At 55.4% G+C, this 4760-nt stretch carries 3 protein-coding genes and 1 pseudogene; 2 read left to right on the top strand and 2 right to left on the bottom strand.

Going from position 1 to position 4760, the window contains the following annotated elements:
* Window positions 1-457 precede the first annotated feature (457 nt).
* Together EKA13_RS25975 and EKA13_RS25970 are read left to right on the top strand one after the other, a co-directional pair.
* A complete protein-coding gene (locus EKA13_RS25975) occupies window positions 458-1999 on the top strand; it encodes an IS91-like element ISCR1 family transposase (RefSeq protein ID WP_000050481.1) in 1542 nt (513 codons plus the stop codon).
* Window positions 2000-2232: 233 nt separating this feature from the next.
* Window positions 2233-3072, top strand: a pseudogene (locus tag EKA13_RS25970) (IS5 family transposase); the annotation flags it as partial.
* A gap of 228 nt (window positions 3073-3300) precedes the next feature.
* Here the strand turns inward: EKA13_RS25970 and EKA13_RS25965 are convergent.
* Both EKA13_RS25965 and EKA13_RS25955 read right to left on the bottom strand, forming a co-directional pair.
* Entirely contained in the window at window positions 3301-4317 is a 1017-nt protein-coding gene (locus EKA13_RS25965) for an IS30-like element IS1394 family transposase (protein ID WP_032728035.1), read from the bottom strand.
* A 265-nt stretch (window positions 4318-4582) separates the two neighbouring features.
* Window positions 4583-4760: transposase (locus EKA13_RS25955; protein WP_141685661.1), on the bottom strand; the 178-nt coding region annotated here is incomplete at its 5' end.

Genomic DNA, 4760 nt, shown 5'->3' with positions numbered 1-4760 from the left:
TCGCGAAATTTCGCAGTCGCGACGCCAGAGACCGAGGGTTAGATCATGCCTAGCATTCACCTTCCGGCCGCCCGCTAAATATCTCCTTTTGGGTTGTTAATAAAACATCCAATAAGTTGACTGTGCGTGAAAAAGAAAGTTTTGTGTGATGGCGTTGAAGATCGCACCGTTAAGCTCTTATGTGGGATGGTGCAGAGCTCGACGACTACCGATAAAACGCAACCGCCGCAAACAGACAAGAAAAAGCCCCAACTGATAACAGTTGGGGCTTCAGTATTGTGATTGGTGGAGCAATAGCACCCTGAACCCAAAACCTTCTCGCTCAACCGGTAGTGGCTGATAACAACTCGTGAGGGCTATTGCGGGTTAAGCATTTAGCGATGTCTAGGGCCAGACTGGACGTCTGAACGCAAGCCGCTGATACTGTACATAACCACAGTATCAGCGGAGGATACCCATGTCGCTGGCAAGGAACGCCACGGCGAGTCAATCGCCCACTCAAACAAACGGTTACGAACGCCACCAACCCGACCAGACGCTGCTCTACCAGCTGGTTGAGCAGCACTACCCAGCCTTCAAAGCCTCACTCGAAGCCCAAGGTCAACACCTGCCTCGCTACATCCAACAAGAATTCAACGACCTCCTCCAATGTGGCCGTCTGGAGTATGGTTTCATGCGGGTTCGCTGCGAGGATTGTCATCACGAGCGTCTGGTCGCCTTCAGCTGTAAACGACGCGGCTTTTGCCCTAGCTGCGGTGCCCGCCGGATGGCCGAGAGTGCGGCGCTGCTGATAGACGAAGTCTTCCCCAAGGAGCCCATTCGCCAGTGGGTGCTCAGCTTTCCTTTCCAGCTACGCTTTTTGCTGGCTCGCCATCCCCAGCTGATGGGCCAGGTCTTGAGTATCGTCTATCGTACACTCTCAACTCATCTGATCAAAAAAGCCGGTTACACCAAAGCCTCTGCACAAACTGGCTCAGTGACTCTTATCCAACGCTTTGGCTCCGCGCTAAATCTCAATGTCCACTACCACATGCTGTTTCTCGATGGTGTCTATGCCGAAGATGACTATGGCAAGCAACGCTTCCATCGTGTCAAGGCACCCACTTACGATGAGCTGAATACGCTCGCTCACACCCTCAGCCATCGCATCGCTCGCTGCATGGAAAAGCGTGGGATTTTGGAGCGTGATGCCGAGAATACGTGGTTGACACTGGAAGAGGGCGAAGACGATACGCTGACTCAATTACATGGTGCTTCGGTTACGTATCGCATTGCCGTCGGCCCCCAGCAAGGGCGCAAAGTCTTCACCCTGCAAACCTTGCCAGGGCGTGAGGATAAAGCCGACTCAAGCAGTCGAGTAGCCAACCATGCTGGTTTCTCGCTACACGCCGGTGTGATGGCCGAAGCGCATCAGCGGGATAAGCTTGAGCGCTTGTGTCGCTACATTAGTCGGCCAGCGGTTTCAGAAAAACGTCTGGCATTAACCGCCAATGGGCAGGTGCGTTACGAGCTCAAAACTCCGTACCGCAATGGCACCACCCATGTGATCTTCGAGCCGCTGGACTTCATCGCCAAACTCGCTGCGTTGGTACCTAAGCCGCGAGTCAACCTCACACGCTTCCACGGCGTCTTTGCACCGAACAGCAAACACCGAGTTCAAGTAACACCCGCCAAGCGGGGCAAGAAGCCCGACAAATCGGAAGGTCTCGATACTAACTGGCGTGACAAGAGTCCTGCAGAGCGCCACCGCGCCATGACCTGGATGCAACGCCTCAAGCGAGTCTTCAATATTGATATTGAAGTCTGCGAACACTGCGGCGGTCACGTCAAAGTGATTGCCAGCATCGAAGATCCGAAGGTCATTGAGCAGATTCTCAAGCATCTGAAACAGAAAACAGCCAAGGCGAATGCCGCCAAGCAGCGTGAGCTGCCACCAGAACGAGCGCCGCCACTGACTCCCAGCCTGTTCGATCCATCACAGAGTCGTCTCTTTGACTGACGACCCCAAATCCAACACTGCTCAACACTGCCAACTTTTAAACGGGGCGGTGGGGCAGTTTGTATCTCTCGAGCTATCAGGCTAGAGATTTTACCGCCAAATCGAACCTTATTAGAGCGGTTTAGGCTGGACCGGCAGTTAAAATTGGGGCTTGAGCGGTAAACGAGTGAGGGAATTTCAGGTAAGATACTTCGGATGAGGAGCAAAAAGGTGGTTTATACTTCCTATACCCCTGGATGGACGAACAAGCCATTAAGCAGTGGCATTGCCTGGTCCACCATGGCCGCCGAGGGAGAGGTTTCCACTACAGTGACACCGCCATTGAGACGGCCCTGATGCTAAAAGGCTTGTTCAAGTTGCCGCTGCGGGCGCTAGAAGGCTTCATTAACTCGTTGTTCCAACTGATGGCGGTGCCTTTGCAGTCGCCGGACTATAGCTGTATCAGCAAGCGCGCCAAGACCGTCGACATCAAGTACCGCCTCCCCAGCCAAGGCCCGGTGGCTCACTTGGTCATTGATGCCACCGGCCTCAAGGTCTATGGCGAAGGCGAATGGAAAATTCGCAAACACGGCAAGGAGAAGCGACGAGTGTGGCGCAAGCTCCACTTGGCGGTGGATGCCACAACCCATGCGGTCATCGCTGCCGAAGTCAGCCTGGAGACGGTGGCGGATAACGAGGTGTTACCGACGTTGCTCAACCCCTTACGACGCAAGATAAAACAGGTCAGCGCCGATGGTGCGTATGACACCAAGGCCTGTCATGCGCTACTGAAGAAAAAGGGGGCGAAAGCCACCATACCGCCGAGAAAAAATGCGGCACCGTGGGAGGAAGGCCATCCCCGCAACGAGGCGGTGACGGCGCTCAAGGCCGGTGAACTGAAGCAATGGAAGAAAGACTCCGGCTATCACCAGCGCTCGATAGCCGAGACCGCCATGTACCGGTTCAAGCAACTCATCGGGCCAACGCTGAGCCTGCGGAACTACAACGCCCAGGTGGGCGAAATCCTGGCTGGCGTGAAGGTGATGAACAAGCTGATAGGGCTTGGTATGCCTGTTCGCCAGCCAGTGAATTGAGTGGTATCAACGGGTTGGGGAACGGCCATCCAGCGACGGATTTGGTCAACAACGCCGATAACACCTCGAAATCGGAGTTTATATGGCTTCGTGGGGGAGTTATGTGTTTGAGCTTTGTCGCATTAACGCGAATCAGGGGTTGACGGCAGAAATGGACTGGAATTACACTTCTTAGAGTCGGCGTTGCCGGAAAATTCTGGGCGGTTGCAGAAGCTGAGTGCAACACGGTTACTGGATTGAAGCAGGTGCATCATGCTGCAACGCCACTACTTCTGTCATGACCTCAATCGGGCATTTCCAATTGAAGCGCTTGCGCGGTCGGATGTTCAGTTCGTAGGCAATGGCATCCAACTGCTCCTGGCTGTACACCGACAAGTCCGTGCCCTTGGGCAGGTACTGGCGGATCAGGCCGTTGATGTTCTCGTTGCTGCCGCGCTGCCAGGGGCTGTGTGGGTCGCAGAAGTAGATCGCCACACCGGTCTTCTGGGTGATTTCCGCGTGCCGCGCCATCTCTCGCCCCTGGTCGTAGGTCATGCTCTTGCGTACAGCCAGCGGCATGCGGTTCAGCGCCGCGCTGAAGCCCTCCACCGCCGAGGTCGCCGTCGCATCGTTCATCTTCGCCAGGATCAGGTAGCCGCTGGTGCGCTCGACCAGGGTGGCTACCGCCGAGGCGTTGGCCTTGCCCTTGATCAGATCGCCCTCCCAGTGACCGGGCATCAGGCGGTCTTCGATCTCCGGTGGGCGTACGTGGATGCTGACCATGTCGGGGATCTGGCCACGTCGATCCACCCCGCCGGAGCGCGGCCGGCGGGTAGTCTTGCCCTGCCGCAGACAGATGATCAGCTCCTTGCGCAGCTCGCCGACCGGCAGGGCATAGATCGCGTTGTAGATTGTCTCGCGGCAGACGTAGGCGTCTTCGAAGCTTGGGGATTTCATGGTTCGCAGCTTGCCGGCAATCTGCTCGGGAGAAAAGCGCTGTCGCAGCAGGTGGGCGACCAGCTCGAACAACTCGTTGCCGGGCACCAGCCGTTTTGCGGGTCGACAGACCACGCGGCGTGTATGCATCAAGCGCTGGGCATCGTCTGCAACGTACTCGCCTTGAGCATTCCGGTTGCGCCGGATCTCACGGCTGACCGTCGAGGGGCTGCGGTTCATCAGCCGGGCAAGCCTGCGCTGGCTGAAGCCATTGCACAGGCCGATCTGGATCGTGACGCGCTCTGTGGCGCTGAGTTCGTGATAGGACATGGGGCAACACCTTACCGAAATGGTCGGGTGTTGCACTCAGTTTTTGCGGCCGCCCTGATTGGATTAGTTGTTCGGGGTGCGAAAACAGTCGTAGTTCGGGGGAAAAACCGAATTTTGACCCGAAACCGCAAAAAACCCGAAATGACAGTTCCTATCAAATACTTAACTTGTAGGTTCTTTCAAATGGATAAGAATGATGTTGTTAAGAAGATACTTGAATCAAAAAAGTACGAAAACCTTGATTCAGATATTGGGCTCTTCGCATTTAAGGGTGTAGCTGATTTCTAAACCCTCCTGACTTCAGCAAGCACCTGGCTATGTAATTGGTTAAATTTCTAAAGCCCAAGGCGGTACCTCGTAAGTGCTCAAGTCGCCCGTTGATAGCTTCTGTTGGACCGTTGCTGGTTCCTGGCCGGTCGAAGTAGGCAAGGATGCTCTCAGCG

Origin of the sequence: Pseudomonas defluvii, assembly GCF_001695625.1 — a bacterium.
Taxonomy (GTDB): domain Bacteria; phylum Pseudomonadota; class Gammaproteobacteria; order Pseudomonadales; family Pseudomonadaceae; genus Aquipseudomonas; species Aquipseudomonas defluvii.
The sequence above is the reverse complement of the archived record's forward strand: the minus strand, read 5'-3'. Positions and strand labels throughout refer to the sequence as shown.